The sequence below is a fragment of the Enterococcus sp. JM9B genome, assembly GCF_009933265.1.
GTDB classification, from domain to species: domain Bacteria; phylum Bacillota; class Bacilli; order Lactobacillales; family Enterococcaceae; genus Enterococcus_C; species Enterococcus_C songbeiensis.
In genome coordinates, this window is the sequence record NZ_MAEK01000026.1 from 22829 (window position 1) to 41305 (window position 18477).

Consider the following 18477-nt stretch of genomic DNA (forward strand, 5'->3'; position numbering starts at 1 on the left):
TTGCTGTTAAATAGCCTGCAATAAATCATATTGGGATTGATACAAGTGGTAATACAAGCCTTTTTCTTCCATCAACTCGTCATGAGTTCCTGCCTCGGCAATTCTCCCGCCAGCGACATAGAAAATTCGGTCAGAATTTTTAATCGTTGATAAGCGATGGGCAATGATAAAGGAGGTTCGACCTTTCAGCAGTTCTGCCAAGCCTGCCTGCAATAGTTCTTCTGTTTTCGTGTCGATACTGGATGTCGCTTCATCCAAAATCAAGATTTTAGGATCTGCCAACAATGCTCGAGCAAAAGAAATCAATTGCCGCTGACCGGCAGAAAGAGTACTTCCTCGTTCTTCCACAACAGTTTGGTAGCCATCTTTTAATTCCTTGATAAATTCGTGTGCCCGCACGATTTTTGCCGCCGCGATGACTTCTTCTTCTGTCGCATCCAGTTTTCCGTATTGAATGTTCTCCAAAATCGTTCCAGAAAAGATAAAGGTATCCTGCAACATGACCCCCATCTGACTGCGCAACGACTGCAAGGTCACCTCCCGAACATCGTAGTCGTCGATTTTGACGCTACCTTCATTGATGTCATAAAAACGGCTAAGCAGATTAATAATCGTTGTTTTGCCCGCACCCGTTGGCCCCACCAAAGCAATGCTTTGTCCTTCAGCAATGTGAAAAGAAACATCCGATAAAATATTTTTACCTTCTTCATAGCGGAAGGTCACATGCTCAAAATCTACCACTCCATGAATTGACGGCAATTGTTTGGCAGTGGGTGCATCTTGAATATCCGGTACTTCATCCATCGTTTCAAAGATTCGTTCCAAATAAGCGGTTGCAGTAATCAAAGAATTATAGAAATTCCCAATATTAATGACTGGATTCCAAAAATTATTGATATAACTGATAAATGCAATCAACGTTCCCGTGCTGACATCGACACCTATATTGCGGATACCAACAAAATAAATCAAACACATAGTCAAAACTGAAATATTTTGAACGCCCGGCCACATCAGGAATTGAATTTTGACTGCCTTCATCCACGAACTACGATAATCATTACTGACTTCTTGAAAAATCGCCATATTTTCTTTTTCCCGCGCGAAGGACTGCGTGATTTTGATTCCGGCAATACTTTCATGGATATACGCATTCATGTTGGACTGCTTGTTGCTCAATATTTGATAGGCTTTACGCTGCCGATTTTTGATGAACATCACCATCAAGAATAAAAACGGCAACAGTACCAGACTATACAGCGTCAGCTTTGCATCGATAGCAAACATGAAAATCAATGTGATGATGACATTAAAGACATCCGAAATCAAGTTGATCAGTCCGTTACTCAACAAATCGCTTAATGTGTTGATATAATTGACCACCCGAATCAAAATTTTTCCATGAGGACGATTATCAAAGTAAGCAAACGGCAACCGTTGCAAGTGTTCAAAAATATCAAAGCGCATATCCTTCAACACATCTTGACCAATCTCCGTGATTTTAAAAATCCGATACCGCATACAAATCCCGATAATCACCAACGTCACAAGAAAGGCAACGCCAAGCATAAGCAACTCGGTAACCCGTTTTTGCGGAATCGTTGTGTCGATGGCAATTTTTATAAACAAAGGTGCCAGCATTCCGGCAACATTCGCTAATAAAATCGTTACTAAAACTTTGGTAATACTGCGTTTGTAAGGGGTAATATAATGAGCCAGCCGTTTAAAATCCTGCCAACTGAATTCCTGTTCTAATTCCTCATCGACATCAAACTTATTGCGCGCCATGGGGATCACCACTTTCTAATCCAAGTTGTTTTTGGTACACTTCGTAATATTTTCCTTTTTTATTGACCAGCTCATGGTGGGTTCCCTGCTCCACGACACGGCCTTTTTCCATCATTAAGATCAAATCGGCCTCTCGGACGGAAGAAATTCGATGAGCAATGATAAAGGTGGTTTTTTCACCGGTGATTTTGGTCAATTCCTGCTGAATCTTGGATTCTGTTTCCATATCCACCGCAGAAGTTGTATCATCCAAAATCAAAATTGCCGGATCTTTTGCCAACGCCCGTGCCAAAGAAATCCGCTGCTTTTGTCCCCCAGACAAACCGACACCCCGCTCACCGACGATCGTTTCGTATCCTTGAGGCATACGGGAAATAAAAGCATCCGCATCAGCGATCACCGCCATTTGCTGTACGAATTGGCTATCAGCAAACGGGTTCCCAAAGGCAATGTTATCTGCAATCGTATTGGAAAAAAGAAACACGTCTTGCATCACCATCGAAATATTTTCCCGTAATTGGCGTACCGGATAACTTTTGGCATCCTTGCCGTCAATCAAAACGGTGCCTTCTGTGGGATCATAAAACCGGCCGACTAAATTTACTAGCGTGGTTTTTCCTGAACCCGTCTCTCCTAAAATACCAATCGTTTGTCCTGGTGCGATTTTAAAGCTAACGTCGTCCAGCACCTTGTGAGATGGATCATCCGAAAAATGAAAGGAAACATCTTTAAATTCTACGATTCCCTTAATCGGTTTTGTCAAATATTCCGAACGAACATCAATTTTTGCTTGAGTTTTCAACATTTGCCGTATTTTGATACAGGCTGCTGAAAAACGCTGAACATCATTAATCAACCAGCCGCTCATCCGCATGGGGTTGTTCAGCATCCATAGATAGCCGTTGAACGCCACCAATTCCCCTAGCGTCATTTTCCCCTGAATAACGAACCAGCCACCTAAAATCAAGGCAATGGCTCCCAGACTCCCCGCCATTCCATCCAACCAAGGCAGATAGGTTTGAGAAACTTTAGCGGAGGCTAAGTTTCTTTGCTTGAAATCATCGTTAAAGTGATTAAATTTCTCAATTTCAAAATTTTCCCGAGCAAAAGCTTTAACTACTCGATTGCCACCGATATTTTCTTCCACCATCGAATTTAACCGCGAAAAACTTTCACGAATCTCAAAAAACAACGGTTGGGCTTTTTTTGCCATCCGGTTGGTCAAAATAAAGATGACCGGGGTGATTGCCACCAAAGCCAGCATGAGCTGCCAATTGATGAAGCCCATCACAATAATCGCTGAAACAAACCATACAACACATTCCAAAATATTATAGACAACCCATGAAACAAAATGCCGAATCGCATCCGTATCCCCAGTCATCCGTGCCATGATATCCCCAACACGAGTATGGTTGAAAAAATCAAAATCCAATTCCTGTAGTTTTTTGTACATGTCTTCTCTTAATTCAAAAAGTGTATTTTGTCCGATCCGTTCGCAAATCAACTGGTAGGAATAGCGGACAATCGTTCGAATCACTGTTGTACCGATCATTAACGCTAATAATGGCAATAATAAGTTTGTTTTCTTCTGGGTGATGACATCATCAATCACCATGCCGCCTAAATAAGGATTGACGACGATCAGTAACGCGTTGATCAATAAAAAAATACTGGCTAAAATAATTTTGCGGCGATACTTTTTGGCGTACTGCCAGATCCATTGTGCATTATTCATTTTTTCCCTCCTCGTATGATAAGATTACTCATTTATTTTTATTATGAAATGGTTTTTCTTCTTCATTTTGATGTAAAATGTTCTTAGTAAGAATTATCAATCGGAGAAAACAATGGATTATTTTAATGCACGCACCTTCAACCCTGAACTTTTATATATTTTCGACCCTTGGAACGAACCAGGGGCAGCTTCTAAGATGCATCACCATGATTTTTTAGAAATCAGTTTGGTTTTGGAAGGGGAGGCCCATTATCAATTTGAGAAAATGAATCCCCTTACCTTGCATGCCGGCAATATTCTGCTCTTTAATCCCGGCTATCGTCATGCCGAACGCCAAACAGAGGGAACTTGTTCCCATCAGTTGCACATCGGTATCCGCAATATTTCCTTAGAGGGGTTATCCCGCAATCATTTTCCCAACCAGCGTCCCTTATTGGATTTAGGAAAATACCAGCATCAAGTCATGGAAAAAGCGTGGCTCCTGACGCGGGAAATTGCTGAAAAGCAAAATGAATTTCAAGTCATGCAAAAAGCGCTGGTCATGGAGATGCTGGTGCTGATTTTGCGAGGACTGGAAGAAAAACATAACAATTTAACCCCGTATCTTTCAAAAAAAGAAAAACGCCAACAGCAAATCGTCAATTACACGATTTACTTTTTGGAAAATCATTATGAAGAAGAGATTACTTTAGAAAAGCTCGCCCAAGACCAGTACATCAGCGCGACTTATTTATCAAAAATATTTAAAGAAGCCACCGGCATGAGTCCCATCAATTATTTGATTACAATCCGCCTGAGTCGGGCAAAGGAATTGCTGAAAAATGATAAGCTGTCCATCAAAGAAGTCGCAACCACCGTTGGTTATCAAGACGCCTTTCATTTCAGCAAATCCTTCAAGAAACAATTTGGTACCGCTCCATCCAATGTGGTGCAAGAAAAAAACGAGGAAATCCCCAACTGAAAGGTTGGATTTCCTCGTTTTATTTTTTTAAAATTAACTGCCAATAAAATAACTCATAAATAGACTGGCAATATTAAAATAAATCAATACGCTGGTCAAATCGCTGAGGGTCGTAATAAACGGTCCGCTGGCAACCGCCGGATCAAAACCCAGCCGGTCCATCAGCATGGGAATCAAACTACCTGCCAAATTGGCAACGGTGATGGCAAACATCATGGCGATTCCGATTACAAATCCCAAAATAAAATTTTGCCGCCAGATGCCCACGATAATGAAAATCGTCAAACCAGTGATGGCTCCGGTGACTAAGCCGGTTAAAATTTCGCTGACTACCGTCCGAAAAAAGGAACTGTCCTTTTCATCGTTAATCGCTAAGCGGCGAACCGCCACAGCCAGTGATTGTGTGCCGGCATTTCCGGCAGTACCGGTGATTAAGGAAATAAAGACTGCTAAAATACTCGCTTCACTGACCAAGTCTTCATAGCGACTGATCAGAGTCGCAGTCGCCATTCCTAAAAAGAGCAGCGTAATCAGCCAAGGGAGCCGACGGGCGGCTGCCTTAACTGGATTTTCACTGACTTCTTCAACGTTGACCCCCGCCAACCCAGAGTAGTCACTGGCGGCTTCATCATCGATAACGTCGATAATATCATCAACTGTCACGATCCCTAACAAATGGTCGTCGTAATCGGTGACCGGCAACGCAAGAAAGTCATAATCCCGAAACGTTTGTGCAACATCTTCTTGGTCATCGCCCACAGATACCGAAATAACCCGTTCACTCATAATGTCCGAAATCATTGTGTCATCTTCATTGATAATCAAATCTCTCAACGAAATAACGCCCACCAGCTGATTGTCTTGATCGACAACATAGATATAGTAAATCGTTTCAGCAACATCTGCCTCGTTTTTCAACACGTACATGGCAGAACGCACGGTTTGATTGGCAACGATAGAAACAAATTCCGTTGTCATGATTGATCCAGCAGTATCATCTTCATAGTGAAGCAGTTCTTTAATTTCACTGGCATCTTCGGAAGTCATCAAACTCAAGTACTTGGCGACTTGTTTTTTATCCAGCGTATTCAGCAAATCCACGGCGTTATCTGTATACATTTCAGATAACATGTCTGCGGCATAACGAGGACGCATTTCCGATAAATAATCCTTCATGTTTTCGTCATCTTCTTCAATGACGTCAAACATGTCCGCTAATTCTTTAGGTGATAAATAAGCATAGACTAAATGACGTTGCGTTTCATCGAGAGACTGGTAGAATTGTCCCTGCTCATAGATATGCATCTCCAAAAAATTATCACGAAATCCTTGAATTTCATTTGCTTGAAGCGCTTGTCGCAATTCTTCAAAACGTTCTTCCAGTTCTTCTGTTTCGTCCAATCTCTCTCACCACACTTAGTCGTTTAATTTCGTTGCCAACTGCTGCATATCCTGCGGCAGTTCCTGATAAAATTCTAGTAATTCATTTGTGAAGGGATGATAAAAATGCAGCTCATAACAGTGCAATGCTTGCCGCATAATCCCAAGATCCAATCGCCCCTCGTACAATTCATCTCCCAATAATGGACAACCAATTGCTGCAAAATGGACACGAATTTGATGGGTCCGCCCTGTATGAAGCTGGATGTCCACCAACGCCATGGATTCATTCCTTTTTTCAAGCCAATATTCTGTTTTGGCGTACCGCCCGGTTTCGTCAACCTTTCGTTTTAAAAGAGAGGTATAATCCCGTGCAATCGGCAAAATGATTTCATCGTGGGCTTTTAAGGTCGACAGCTCGCCACTGACAAGCGCCTGGTATTTCTTAAAAAACTTTTTTTCTCTTAATTGATTATCTAATTTTGCATGGGCAAAGCCATGTTTTGCAAATACCATTAAACCAGATGTATCGCGATCCAAACGAGTAACGACATGGATCACCTGATCTGGATAGTTCTGTTTTTGATAATAGGCTTTGACACGATTTGCCATCGTTTGATTGGGATGATATTGCGCTGGAATCGAAGAGATTCCGGCTGGTTTATTGACAATCAATAAGTGTTCATCCTCAAAAACAATGTCAATCGGTGTCGGGTCTGCCAACATGGTTTCATGTTCCCCTTCGTCAGGAATCACAATAGTTACCGTATCATTTGCCGTCAAAGAATACAAGACATTTTCTATTTGATCGTTGACGAAAATCTGTCCGCCACGAAATTTTATTTTTGCCAATAATCCTTTTGAAATTCCCTGTTCCTTCAAAAAAAATTTTACTTTTTGCGGTTGATTTTTTTGGAATGTATAGGTAAATTTCATTCGTCTTCTCCGATAAAGGCATCCTTGACCCGATGCCAGAAGTGCATATGGCGATAAGATGCAAACTGAATTCGTTCGTCTGCAATGCGGTAATAGATTCTATCAATCTCATCTTGTTGGATGTCCAACGAATCTACTGTAATCAAATAATCATTACTGTCTTGCAGCTTAATTTCCAGCCATTCTGAATCTGCGATCACAATCGGTGAACCCAATGTTCGGAAAACACGATTGTTTAATGAAGCAATCTCCGCCAGTTGAATCGCATTAATGCTGGGATGCAATACTGCACCGCCAACGCTTTTATTGTAGGCAGTAGAGCCAGTGGGGGTCGACACCGACAACCCATCTCCCCGGAAGCGTTCAAATAACTCATCTTTGATGTAAACATCAGCGACCATCGTTCGACTGCCCCGTTTGATTGTGGATTCATTCAATGCCAAGAAATGTTTATCCGGTTTTCCATTCGAGTAGCGAATCACAACATCCAACAGCGGATAACTGACACTCTGTCCCCGATTGCTTTTCAAACTATCCACTAATTCTTCTAACTCATAATCCCGCCAATCAGTATAAAAACCCAGATGTCCGGTATGGATGCCCAAAAAGCTAACCTCTTTCAAGCGGTGGTTGTAGCGATGAAAAGCCGACAGCAACGTTCCGTCGCCCCCAACAGAAAGAACCAACTCCGGTTCATGTTCATCAAGCGTGATGTCTGCTTTTTTTAATAAGTCGATTAGTCGTTGGACAACTTCAATCGTTTGTTTTTGCTGATTATACACCACCGCTACTCGCAACCTGCTCATTCCTCCTCCTGATCGATGGACGCACGATAATACACATCATCGGATTTTCCTCGCCCATGGGAAAATAATCGCTGGGCTTCTTGGATTTCTTCTCGAATACTGGACATTTCTTCATCCAATTGATAGGCAGCTTCTGCCGCACGTTTCAACCGTTCACTCATCTCTTCTGGAAAAGCACCTTGGTATTTATAATTTAACGAATGTTCAATCGTCGCCCAAAAATTCATTGCCAAAGTCCGAATTTGAATCTCCGCCAAAATTTTCTTCTCTCCGCTGATCAATTGGACTGGATACTCAATCACCAAATGGTACGAACGATAGCCACTGGCTTTTTTATTGGTGATGTAATCCCGTTCGATAATGACTTTCATGTCTTTACGATTTCGCAAAATTTGGACGACTTGATGAATATCTTCAACAAATTGACACATAATTCGCAAGCCGGCGATGTCGGACATTTCTTCTTCCAGACGTTCCATCGGGATATGCCGAATCTGACTTTTTGTGATGATGCTGTCTACCGGTTTCACACGACCGGTTACAAATTCAATTGGTACATGTCGATTCTGTTCGCGAAATTGTTTACGGATTCCCCGCAATTTCACTTTTAATTCTGAAACTGTTTGTTCATAAGGAGCTAAAAAGCCTTCCCAATCTCGTTCCATATTGATCCCTCGATTTTCTTATAGCATTCAATCTACATTTTACCATAAAGGAAGCAAAATCTTTAGTACCCAATCGCTGACAGAAAATGATTCTATTTTTTCGGTAGATAATGAAAAAACACCGTTTATTAAAAAAGCGCAAATTTTTGTCAAAAATACCTCTTTTCATTGACGTTTCCTGCCATTTTATGACAAAATATAAAAATACGGAAAAGAGTGAAAAGAATGAAATCAGTTGAAATCGAATTCAAAACAATGATTACTGAAAAAGATTTTCTCCGACTGCAAACGTATTTTCAATTTCAAACGTCTGATTTTCATCTACAGGAAAATCATTATTACGACACCGAAGATGTCCGCTTACGGAAAATGCATTGGGGTTTACGGATTCGTCTGCTAGCGGATCACGCTGAACTGACATTGAAAACACCTCTTACAGAAGGATTATTGGAAACTACAGATCGTTTGTCTCTTGCTGAAGCACACAACTATGTAAAAAAACAACAGCTTCCGACAACTGGCACAGTCGCAGATTACTTGATTGCTCATGGGCTTTCACCAGAAGATTTACGGGAAACGGCCTGCTTAAAAACCAGTAGAGCGGAAGGTAGGATCCTCGAAGGTCTTTTGGCGTTGGATGAAAGCTGGTATGGAGAACACCATGATTTTGAATTAGAGTTGGAAGTGGTGAATGCCCAAAATGGGGCAGAAGCATTTCAACAATTATTGAAAAAATTGGAGATTCCCTACATTCCGGCACAAAACAAAATTTTACGGGCACTGTCTGCCAGCTAACAAGCGCTTTATTTTTCTTTTTTTATTTTTTCTGTTAAGTTAACCATAAGAATATTACTGTGTAGGATCTAAATTTGGGGGAGATTCAGTTGATCGAGATTTATCTATTTGTCAATCCGTTGGGGCCAGTTTGTCTACAGTCAGAATTAGATATGCTGAAATACATAGAAAAAAGCAAGAAAAAGATCCAATTTCGTGTCTTGCCACTCGTTAACATGACAACGATTAGCGATATCATGACACGACGAGGAATTGAAAAACATGATATCCTTGCTCGAAACACTTTGTTTGAAGATACATACGCTGCGGCATTGGATTGCAAAACGATTCAGCTGCAAGGCAGAAAACGTGCCAGAGATTTTCTAATGAAGCTGCAACATGCAGTCGGCTGCCTTAAAAGAAACTATTCTTCTGAATTAGTGGAAGAATTGGTTTTAGAAAGTGGCGGCGATTTGCCGATGTTCCAAGAAGACCGGTCAACCCAACTTGTACGTGACCTGTTCCAAGCCGATCAAATGATTGCTCATGAAATGGGAATCGTCAAACATCCTTCCTGTGTCGTCTACAACTATGCTTGTGAAAGAGATTATGGGGTTTTGTTGGAAGGCGCAGAAGCGTTAAAAGATCTGCCAAAACTTTGTCAGACTACAGATGAAAATTATCAAATTTTTCATATTGAAGGCTACTTAACTCGTGAAAATGAGCGGCGAATCGCTCACTTAAAACTCGTTTAAAAAGGATAAGACAACTGATCATAACGACCAGCTGCCTTATCCTTTTTCTATTATTCGAGTTCAGCTACTACTTTTTCAAGTTCATTTAAGCGTTGTTCAAAGACTTTCATCGCATCTTCGATATATGCGGCTTGAGTCATATCTACCCCTGCTTTTTTCATTACTTCGATTGGGTAATCGCTGTTGCCAGACTTCAGATAGGTTAAATAGTTTTCCAATGCGTGAGGCTCTTGATCTAGAATCTTTTTCGCCAAAGCAGAAGCTGCAGAAAAACCAGTTGAATATTGGTATACATAATAATTGTAATAAAAATGAGGAATTCGAGACCATTCCAGTTTGATTTCCGGATCTTTTTCTACACTTGGACCGTAATATTTTGCGTTCAATTCACCATAATAATCACTTAAATATTCGCTGGTCAATGGCACCCCTTTAGCATCTTCTGTATGAATAAAATGCTCAAATTCCGCAAATTGTGTTTGACGGAAAATCGTTCCCTTGAATCCGTCTAAATAGTGATTCAATACATACGCTTTAACCCGAGGATCTGTTTCGGTTTTTAATAAATATTCGGTTAAAATATTTTCGTTAGTGGTTGAAGCAATCTCTGCCAAGAAAATGGAATAATCCCCATAAACGTAAGGTTGATTGTTTCTAGTAAAGTAGCTATGGACACTATGACCCATTTCATGAACTAGCGTAAATAATTGGTCCAAGGTATCATGCCAATTCAATAAGATATAAGGCGCTGTATCGTAAGCACCGGAAGAATAAGCGCCGCTGCGTTTGCCTTTATTTTCGACTACATCAATCCAACGGCTGCCAAAGGCTTCTTCTACCACCTTCAAATATTCTTCTCCCATTGGTTGCAAAGCTTCGAGTGCTTTTTTCTTTGCATCGTCAAAATTATAAGAAATTGGTGCTTCCCCTAGAACTGGTGTGTACATATCATACATATGCAATTCGTCGACCTTCAATAATCGTTTTCGCAAAGCAACATAGCGATGCAACAATGGCAAATGTTTATTCACCACATTTACTAATGTATCATACACACTTTCTGGGATATGGTTAGCCGCTAAAGATGCCGCCCGAGCAGAATCATAGTTGCGGACTTTTGCTTTAAAATTGTGTCCCTTAACGTGGGCGCTCAAGGTAGAAGCAAACGTATTACGGAATTGTTCATAGACACTATACAATCCTTTGAAAGCTGCTGCACGAACTTCACGATCTGTATTTTCCATTAATTGACCGTAAACTCCATGAGAAAGTTGGATTTTTTCGCCTTTTTCATCAGTGATCGTTGGAAACACTAAATCGGCGTTGTTCAAAATAGCAAACGTATTGCTGGATGCACCAAAGACTTCACTTGCCCCTGCCAACAATGATTCTTGTTCTGCTGGCAAAACATGAGGACGGTTGTCAACGATTTGCTTCACATAATGACGATAGTCACTTAATTTTGGTTCTTCTTCAAAGTAATGCCAAATTTTTTCATCACTTAATTTTAAAACTTCTGGTTCAAACCAGGAAATCGCTTCGCTGGCTTGTGCTAATAAACTGCTGGCACGAGCATAAATTGCTTGATAGGTGGTATTAGCTGTATCTTGGTCATTTTTCAGATGTGAATACACATATAAGGTTTCCAAATTTCGGGAAACTTCAAGAACATATTCCAAAGCCGCTAGGAAAGCAGCTGCACCATCAGCTAAAGTTCCTTGATATTTTTCTGAACGCTTCAATTCTTCTGTCAAAGAAGTAAAAGCTGAATCGAAGGCCGCATCATCAGCAAAAATTTTGGTTAAATCCCATGTAACTTCTTCTGAGAACGCGTCTCTTGTTGGCAATTGTTTTGTTTCTGACATCTTATCCACTCCTTGTTCTTTTTAATGTATTAAATTTTCTTAATAGAAAATTTAGTCTGATTTTCACGCCGTATATCATTCCACTAGTCATCTTGATAAAAGAGGAACTGATATCCTTGTTCTTTTTAATGTATTAAATTTTCTTAATAGAAAATTTAGTCACGTTCTCTCGCCCTATCCTCATTCCACTAGTCATCTTGATAAAAGAGGAACTAAACTCCTTGTGCAACTGATTCTATCTTATCATATTATTTTCAAAAAAATGTGTAAAAAGTCTGAATTTTCTTTTTTATCTTTGCGTAAGCACTTGGCATTCAAGGTAGCACTTTTGTAAAACGATTTCCTGAGGAATCATAGGAAAGGACCAGTCCCAGTTAAGTTGTTGAATTTTTTCTTTCCATCCCTCAAAAGGCAAGCCTGCTTCAAAAAAACTCCGTAACAGCAGCATACGATCTGCAAAAAAGAAATACCCCAAGCTCGGCTGATAACACCAATCGGGCAGTGTATTTAAGGATTGATGTCGAAAATAAAGTTGTTCTTGCAGTAACAAAGTAGGTTTATGGCAACGTTGCAATTTGTGGGTAAGATGGTCTCGATAGTGACGAGCTTGCCATGCAGTAGGAGCTACCCTTTGTTGGCGACTCATTTGCCACTTCTTTTTCAGTTTCCAGCTTTTGATGTCAAATGAAATTCCTTGTTGATAATGCCATGAGGAAAGCGAAACCTTTTGAAGGCGTCGGGCTGCAACATCCAGACACCAAAAATGAATACCTGATTGAGAAAGTCTGCAACAAGCTTTTTGAAATTGGCTCAACTGAGTCGTGGGAAAAAAACGGCTCCCCAAAATCCACCATGGATGATACCCATGGCGCTGATAATTTTCTGTCCGTTCCAAAAATCGAACAAAAGGCAAAGAAGAGCACTGAAACTCAATCGCACGCTTTTCCCACAAGACATCCGGACGCTGTTTTAAATTTGGCAGATAAGCTTCGAGTTTTGCCTGCTTCATGGGAAAAGTCTCCATAATCATGCGTTTTCCCTCTACATGTTCCCAAGTTTCTCCTTCACTAAATGATTGGCAATCCGCTTTAACATGAGCAAAGTGGGGAATTTTTCGACTACCTTGTTTAAAGCGAACCGGTTTTCCACAACTTGGGCAAACCAAACGATCTTGAATTTTTTTCTGATAATCAAAGCTTGCGATCAATTCTTCTTGATTTCGCGCAACTAACATAAAAATCACCTCAAGAAAAAATACGCAAGTTTGATTTTTTTCCACAAAAAAACACTTGCTTGAAACGAAGCAAGTGTTCGGGTTTAATGAAAATAATGACGGGTCAATGCTAATGCATCATGTTCCATCAACTGTTTCCCATGTTCTGCCAAAACTTCCGGCGTCACATGGCTTTTTCGAGCAAATTCAGATAAGTGAGATAAAATATCTTTGACCTCGCTGTCAAGAATCAATTCATCAAGAAATTGGATTTCCAAAAAGTAGAAATCGTTCATTTCATAAAGGTCAGTGATTGCACAATCTAATTGGACCTCATTAGCCAATTGGATCATCTGTTCAAAATCCACCATCTCTAAAACAAAATGACGTTTGACTTCCTCTGGTTTGGTATTTTCTTCCAGCTGATCTGCCACGTGTTTTTTCAAAAAGTCAGTGATTTCTTCTGGTGAGCCGCTACCCATTTCTTCAAATTGGGACAGGTCTTCTGGTTGAAGATTTTTGCTGATAAATAATTCTAATCCATCACCCTTCGGAAGAACTTGAAAAGTAACTGCATCGCTGCCTTTGAATTCTTCATCAATATCGACCTCTTCTAAAATGCTGTAGAAAAAGTTTTCTATTTCATTTTGGTTGCCCAGCAAGTCCAGAAAAGTGATTCCTCGAGCAGCTAAATCTTCACCCTTGATCATCACACGAATCGTATTTTCATTGATATGTTCCATTTCCATCTTAGCTACACCTCACTTTTGTACTCGCATTATAGCTACATTGTAACGGAAGAAAAGGAAAAGTAAAGCAAAAACTACAATTCCTAATAGAAAGAAAATAATTTTTTGGCTGCGCTTTTCTTCCTAGTACTTCCCTGCTTAGACGAGAAGTTGTTCTCTTTTGTCAAAAAAAGGAAGCAGATCGTTTTCAACCTGCTTCCCTTCGTTTTTTCTTCTATAATCCAGCCATGAGCTGTGCATGCCGTAATTCTAATTGTCGTACTTCTCTTGGTAAGAAGCGACGAATCTCGTCTTCGTTGAAACCAACTTGCAGACGTTTTTCATCGATCATAATCGGACGGCGCAAAAGTCCAGGATTTTTTTGGACAAGATCCAATAACTCTGGCAATGGCAACTCATCTAAATCGATATTCAATTTTTGAAAAACTTTCGAGCGGGTAGAAATAATTTCTTCTGTTCCGTCTTCGGTCATTTGCAAAATGGCCTTTAACTCAGAGATATTCAACGGTTCGGAAAAAATATTTCTTTCAACGAACGGAATTTCGTGCTCTTGCAACCACGCACGAGCTTTTCTGCATGACGTACAGCTTGGGGAAGTATAAAGTGTCAACAACGGTATCACTCCTTTTTATTATATAAAGGATTCTGTAACAGCAATCTCTTTATCTTTAATATGATTATATTATATCGAATACTCACTTAAATATCCAGTACTTTTTTAACTTTTTTTAATAAAAGTAATCGATTCAAAATAATATAACCGTTATAAACATACGCTTTCATGCTTTTTCATTTTTCTAAAATGAGTATTTTCACATTTATTTCCAATAAAACTTCTCTTATACAACAGTTCTTTCAAACTGTATTATTTATAACATAGAAAAGTGAAGAAACATTGTTATTTCTATAAAAAATGTTTTTTAATTTTTTTCTATTAAGAATTATTCTTGTCTGGAATCATCTGAAAAACTTGCCATTATGAGAAAATCGACCACAAGTCTCTTTCGAACAAATGACCGAAATAACAGTGATGCTGATTACAAAACATATTTTTAGTTATTTGTTAAGAAAAGGATGCGCAAAATCTGTATTATCTTTTTGAAAGAAAGCTTCTTTATTTTAAAAAAAACACTTCTTTTTATTCTTTCCGTTTTTTTAGTTCTTTCATAAGAACTTTCACAAAGAAGAATGTATTAAAAAACATAAAAAAAACCCTAAAAAAGCTGATTTTATTCTAAAATCAGCTTTTTTTCATGAATATTTGACTATTTTCTGAATTGTGCATCATACAATCCCCGATAATGTCCACGTTTAGCCATCAATTCTTCGTGGGTTCCTTGTTCTAAAATCCCTTGATCACTGACCACGATAATTCGGGTAGCATGCTTGATGGTTGCCAAACGATGGGCAATAATCATCGTTGTTCGTCCTTTCGCAAGGGAATTCAGTGATTCTTGGATAACTTGTTCTGTTTCTGTGTCCAAAGCCGAGGTTGCTTCATCCAAAATCAAGATAGGCGGATTCTTCAAAAACATCCGTGCAATTGCGACCCGCTGCTTTTGTCCTCCGGAAAGTTTGACGCCCCGTTCTCCAATCACAGTATCCAATCCATCCTTCATTTGCTGAATCACACTGTCTAAATGTGCCAATGACACCGCCTGCAAAATCTCTGCTTCACTAGCTTCCAATTTTCCATACGCAATATTTTCCCGAATCGTTCCTGGGAACAAAAAGACATCCTGTTGAACAATCCCGATTTGATCTCGTAAAGATTCTAACGTCATGGATTGGATATCTCGACCATCGATAGTAATCTTGCCTTCCGTCACCTCATAAAATCGGGGCAACAGATTACACAATGTCGTTTTCCCAGAACCGCTTTGACCGACGAAAGCCACCGTTTCTCCCGGGTGAATCTCTAAATTAATATGATTCAAAACTTTTTGAGAATCCATATAGGAAAAGGAAACATCCTCATAAATAATATGCCCGTTCAAATGATCCACCGCAACTGCATCTGGACGATCAACAATCAGCGATTTTTTGTCCAATTCTTCCGTCAGCCGTTTGAAACCGGCGATACCTTTTGGGTAGCTTTCGATCATGGTGTTGACCTTTTCGATAGGACGAACAAAAACATTGGATAAAAGAATAAAGCCGACAAAATCTCCATACGTGATTTCTTGGCGAATCGTATAATAAGCACCGAATATCAAGGCAAACAAATTGATTAGACGGATCAAAAAGTAATTATAAGAAGAACTTAACGCCATCACTTTATAGAAAGTAATCTTTGATTGTCGATAAGCTTCGCTCAATCCATCAAAACGCTTTGCCTCAAACGATTCATTCGCAAAGGATTGGGTGACACGGATACCACTGACTGAAGCTTCTACTCCCGCATTGAATTCCTCAAGATTTTCATAAATTTTCGTGTTGACCTTGGTCATTTTTTTATTGAAAAAGACCAATGCAATTGTAATCAACGGCAACAACGCAAACGTCGCAATTGCCAACTGCACATGGGTATGCAGCATCAATAAAAAAGCACCAATCAACGTCATGATCGTGATAAAAACATCTTCCGGTCCATGATGGGCAACCTCCGAAATTTCAAAAAGATCTGTGGTCAAGCGACTAATCAGCTTCCCGGTCTTTTGATTGTCATAGTATTCAAAAGATTGCTTTTGCAAATGCCGGAACAATTCCCGACGCATATCCGTTTCAATGTTGACCCCCAGCTTATGACCGAAAAAGACAACGATATATTGTAAGACAGTGTTCAAAAGATAAAAAACCAGTAACGCCAAACAAGCCAGTAGAATAATCCGAAAATTTTTCATCGGCATGATCTTGTCAATCACTTGATTGACCGCAACTGGAAAAGCCAACTCCAGCAGACCAGCCAAAACAGCACAGGAAAAATCTAAAATAAATAATTTCTTATAGGGACGATAATAACTAAAAAAACGTTTTAACAATGGGTATCCTCCTTCATTTTCAGGTAGAAAATTTTTGTCAGCATTCTACCAATCTTCCTTTCGAGCTAGTCCTTCCACTAAACAACAGCTTTAAGGTACTTCATCCATTATAATCAAACTTTCACTGGTTGCAAAATCATTTTTCGGTCAAAAAAACTGAAAATCGATAAACCTTGTCCTTATCGTAAAATATGAAATTAAGTAGATAAAACCTTTATTTATCGGGCTTTATCGTCTTTCTTTTCCGCTTAAATTCCGCTAGAATGAATCAGGAATCTTTTTTGAAAACTTACAGAAATTGAAAGGCGTGGCAATTTTTTTGATTGAATCAGTAGTTTTTGACGTAGATGATACGATTTATGACCAGCAACAACCCTTTAGAAATGCAGTGACCCGTTTATTCCCTTTAGTGACTCCGGAAGACATGAGTGACTTGTATTTGCGTTTTCGTGTCCATAGCGATGAAAATTTTGGCAAAGTAATCACGGAGGAATGGACGCTAAGTTACATGCGAACCTTCCGTATCAGCCAATCTTTGAAGGATCTCGATTATCCCCACATCACCGAAGCAGAAGCCTTGCAGTTCCAACAGATTTACGAAGAAGAACTGGATGCCATCACAATGCACGAAGAAATCAAAAAGACGTTGGATTTTTTGAAGAAAAAACAAATTCCGATTGGTATCATCACCAACGGCCCCACCGACCATCAGTACAAAAAGGTGTTGCAATTAGATTTATTGGACTGGGTCAACAAAGAACATGTCCTTATTTCCCAAGCGACTGGATTTCAAAAACCGGATGCAGAAATTTTTCATTTAGCTGAAAGAAATTTTGAAATGCAGCGGAAGAATACTCTGTACATCGGTGACAGTTTTGAAAATGATGTCGTAGGCTCAAAAAAAGCCGGCTGGAAATCCCTGTGGTTCAATCATCGTAATCGTAAAGTGCCAACAGGTGAACAGCACATCCATGACATCGAATTGACTTCTTTTGATCAAATTTTCCCTACGATTCAAGCTATTTTTATCTAGGCTTCGTTCTATCCCTGGACTAGGTTATTCACCCGTTTGCTAAGAAATAGAAAAATCTATTCTAAAATGAACCACCCCCAAAAAGTTAGACCAAAAATCGAACTTTTGTGGGTGGTATTTTTATGACTAACTATAGGGTCAAATTCAAATGAACGATTTTTCAATGCTCTTATTACATGAAAAAAGGAGGGGATTTCTCCACTCCTTGAATGCCTAACTTTTTGAGATCACTCTAAAAAAGGATAGATTTTTTTTGCTTCGGCTAAGGATTTTTGAATAATTACATCTGACAACAATTCTAAATCCTCAAAATTTGGGTCCTTTTCAATCACAACATCAAGCACCGTATACTTGGGCATTGCTTGCTTTTCTTGATTCCAACTGAGATTTTTCAGTTTCTCCCACTGGCGTATTTGTTCTTCTGCATTTTGTGCCATTACCCACAACTCAAATCGGAGCTGATGATGGTTTAAAACAAGTCCAAATCTAAGTTTCTTCTCCCTGAGAAATTCGTCAAAAAATGGAAAATAGGTATAATCCATGTACCCCAGCGAGATACCCCCTACTTTATACTCCGTCGTTGCTTTGGAAAAATCAGTCCGTAGTTTTTGAACAAAAAAAATCAAGTTACTATAGGCATTGCAAATCGGGCTGCCTTCATAAACTTGTTGCCTGTAAAACTCAATCTCTTCACTAAGCTTTCGCGTCATGTCGTTCCCTCCCATTTGTGAACTTACCCTTTTTTTGCCGTTGAATGTCTAAAAACACGCCCGAGAAAATTTACCAGATTTCACCTTTCCAGAATCTTCCTCGCACGTGTCTCACAGACATTC

16 protein-coding genes are annotated in these 18477 nt (G+C 39.6%); 4 read left to right on the forward strand and 12 right to left on the reverse strand.

Annotated elements, in window-relative coordinates; translation table 11 throughout:
* Positions 1 to 6: 6 nt before the first annotated feature.
* Both BAU16_RS07040 and BAU16_RS07045 read right to left on the reverse strand, forming a co-directional pair.
* Positions 7 to 1788, reverse strand: a complete 1782-nt coding sequence (locus tag BAU16_RS07040) for an ABC transporter ATP-binding protein (protein ID WP_161526785.1) — start codon at positions 1786 to 1788, stop codon at positions 7 to 9.
* Positions 1775 to 3526 carry an ABC transporter ATP-binding protein gene (locus BAU16_RS07045; RefSeq protein ID WP_161526786.1) on the reverse strand — a complete coding sequence of 584 codons (1752 nt, stop codon included), beginning with the start codon at positions 3524 to 3526 and terminating at the stop codon, positions 1775 to 1777. Before BAU16_RS07045 ends, BAU16_RS07040 begins: the two co-directional genes overlap by 14 nt.
* A gap of 112 nt (positions 3527 to 3638) precedes the next feature.
* Between BAU16_RS07045 and BAU16_RS07050 the strand changes: the two genes are divergently transcribed.
* Positions 3639 to 4487 (forward strand): AraC family transcriptional regulator, encoded by an 849-nt coding sequence (locus tag BAU16_RS07050; RefSeq protein ID WP_137605318.1) that lies wholly within the window; start codon positions 3639 to 3641, stop codon positions 4485 to 4487.
* 33 nt (positions 4488 to 4520) lie between these two features.
* On the opposite strand, the gene mgtE is transcribed toward BAU16_RS07050, so the two are convergent.
* Genes mgtE through BAU16_RS07070 form a run of 4 tightly spaced genes read right to left on the reverse strand, consistent with a single transcriptional unit; the run spans position 4521 to position 8274 of the window.
* Positions 4521 to 5888 carry a magnesium transporter gene (gene mgtE, locus BAU16_RS07055; protein WP_048603960.1) on the reverse strand — a complete coding sequence of 456 codons (1368 nt, stop codon included), beginning with the start codon at positions 5886 to 5888 and terminating at the stop codon, positions 4521 to 4523.
* 15 nt (positions 5889 to 5903) lie between these two features.
* A complete protein-coding gene (locus BAU16_RS07060) occupies positions 5904 to 6803 on the reverse strand; it encodes an RluA family pseudouridine synthase (RefSeq protein ID WP_161526787.1) in 900 nt (299 codons plus the stop codon).
* Positions 6800 to 7600, reverse strand: a complete 801-nt coding sequence (locus BAU16_RS07065) for an NAD kinase (RefSeq protein ID WP_147570587.1) — start codon at positions 7598 to 7600, stop codon at positions 6800 to 6802. The genes BAU16_RS07060 and BAU16_RS07065 overlap by 4 nt, the downstream gene beginning before the upstream one ends.
* Positions 7601 to 7605: 5 nt before the next feature.
* Entirely contained in the window at positions 7606 to 8274 is a 669-nt protein-coding gene (locus BAU16_RS07070; protein ID WP_048603957.1) for a GTP pyrophosphokinase, read from the reverse strand.
* A gap of 225 nt (positions 8275 to 8499) precedes the next feature.
* Here BAU16_RS07070 and BAU16_RS07075 point away from each other — a divergent pair, with 225 nt between their 5' ends.
* Complete coding sequence (locus BAU16_RS07075; protein WP_161526788.1) at positions 8500 to 9069, forward strand: CYTH domain-containing protein; 570 nt, start codon at positions 8500 to 8502, stop codon at positions 9067 to 9069.
* An 89-nt stretch (positions 9070 to 9158) separates the two neighbouring features.
* Positions 9159 to 9803 (forward strand): DsbA family protein, encoded by a 645-nt coding sequence (locus BAU16_RS07080; RefSeq protein WP_137605321.1) that lies wholly within the window; start codon positions 9159 to 9161, stop codon positions 9801 to 9803.
* 50 nt (positions 9804 to 9853) lie between these two features.
* Here the strand turns inward: BAU16_RS07080 and pepF are convergent, their stop codons facing one another.
* From pepF to BAU16_RS07105, 5 genes are all read right to left on the reverse strand, one after another.
* Positions 9854 to 11668: an oligoendopeptidase F gene (gene pepF / locus BAU16_RS07085; protein ID WP_161526789.1), complete on the reverse strand. Its 1815-nt coding sequence runs from the start codon at positions 11666 to 11668 to the stop codon at positions 9854 to 9856.
* Between the two features lie 289 nt (positions 11669 to 11957).
* A complete protein-coding gene (locus BAU16_RS07090; protein WP_161526790.1) occupies positions 11958 to 12902 on the reverse strand; it encodes a competence protein CoiA in 945 nt (314 codons plus the stop codon).
* Positions 12903 to 12985: 83 nt separating this feature from the next.
* A complete protein-coding gene (locus BAU16_RS07095; RefSeq protein ID WP_048603952.1) occupies positions 12986 to 13630 on the reverse strand; it encodes an adaptor protein MecA in 645 nt (214 codons plus the stop codon).
* A gap of 214 nt (positions 13631 to 13844) precedes the next feature.
* A complete protein-coding gene (spxA, locus tag BAU16_RS07100; RefSeq protein ID WP_048603951.1) occupies positions 13845 to 14243 on the reverse strand; it encodes a transcriptional regulator SpxA in 399 nt (132 codons plus the stop codon).
* A 652-nt stretch (positions 14244 to 14895) separates the two neighbouring features.
* On the reverse strand, positions 14896 to 16611 hold the full coding sequence (locus tag BAU16_RS07105; protein WP_161526791.1) for an ABC transporter ATP-binding protein: 1716 nt from the start codon (positions 16609 to 16611) through the stop codon (positions 14896 to 14898).
* Between the two features lie 319 nt (positions 16612 to 16930).
* On the opposite strand from BAU16_RS07105, the gene BAU16_RS07110 reads away from it, so the two are divergent.
* Positions 16931 to 17644 carry an HAD family hydrolase gene (locus tag BAU16_RS07110; RefSeq protein WP_161526792.1) on the forward strand — a complete coding sequence of 238 codons (714 nt, stop codon included), beginning with the start codon at positions 16931 to 16933 and terminating at the stop codon, positions 17642 to 17644.
* 227 nt (positions 17645 to 17871) lie between these two features.
* Here BAU16_RS07110 and BAU16_RS07115 read toward each other — a convergent pair whose 3' ends face one another.
* Positions 17872 to 18354, reverse strand: coding sequence for a DUF7000 family protein (locus tag BAU16_RS07115; protein ID WP_161526793.1), 483 nt, complete (start codon positions 18352 to 18354; stop codon positions 17872 to 17874).
* Between the last annotated feature and the right edge of the window lie 123 nt (positions 18355 to 18477).